Here is a 574-nt window from a genome sequence, read left to right as displayed (position 1 = left end):
TTTATAATACTCCCAAAAAACAGGACCACTCGTTAAGTTAAATTTAGTCCTTAATTCTTCTTTGACAAATAAAAAAAGTGACTTAGTTTCTTGATTTTTAGGTGCAAAAGCTTTGGGAAATGCCCCGAAATTAGTATTTTTCGAGGCATATAAAGATAAAACCAAAATTACCGTTTGTCGCAATGTTTAATTCAATATAAAAACACAAAAATTATAGAAAATAACTTGTCGCCAGTATCAGGCGGCTTGATGTTTATCTATCTGAATATCAGCGCACATTTAGAAATAAAACGGAAAAGTTCTTTGACGAAACAAGTAATAAAGTAGAGAACTTACAATTCTACTATCACCCCGACCATTTGGGTAGTTCTTCGTATATTACCGATGTATCCGGGGAAGTTTACCAACACATGGAGTACTTCCCGTTTGGAGAGACTTTTATTGAGGAACGCACCGATGCTGTATACACTTCCTATCTTTTCAACGGAAAAGAATTAGACGAGGAAACAGGGCTTTATTATTACGGTGCCAGGTATTATGACCCGAGGATTAGTATGTTTTATGGTGTTGACCC

The 574-nt window shown here is 35.5% G+C and carries 1 protein-coding gene; it reads left to right on the top strand.

Going from position 1 to position 574, the window contains the following annotated elements; translation table 11 throughout:
* Positions 1–236 precede the first annotated feature (236 nt).
* On the top strand, positions 237–574 hold a 338-nt coding region (locus ATH1_RS22885; RefSeq protein ID WP_483458049.1), incomplete at its 3' end, for an RHS repeat domain-containing protein.

Source organism: Anaerophaga thermohalophila DSM 12881, from assembly GCF_000191885.1.
Classification (GTDB): domain Bacteria; phylum Bacteroidota; class Bacteroidia; order Bacteroidales; family Marinilabiliaceae; genus Anaerophaga; species Anaerophaga thermohalophila.
The sequence above is the reverse complement of the archived record's forward strand: the minus strand, read 5'-3'. Positions and strand labels throughout refer to the sequence as shown.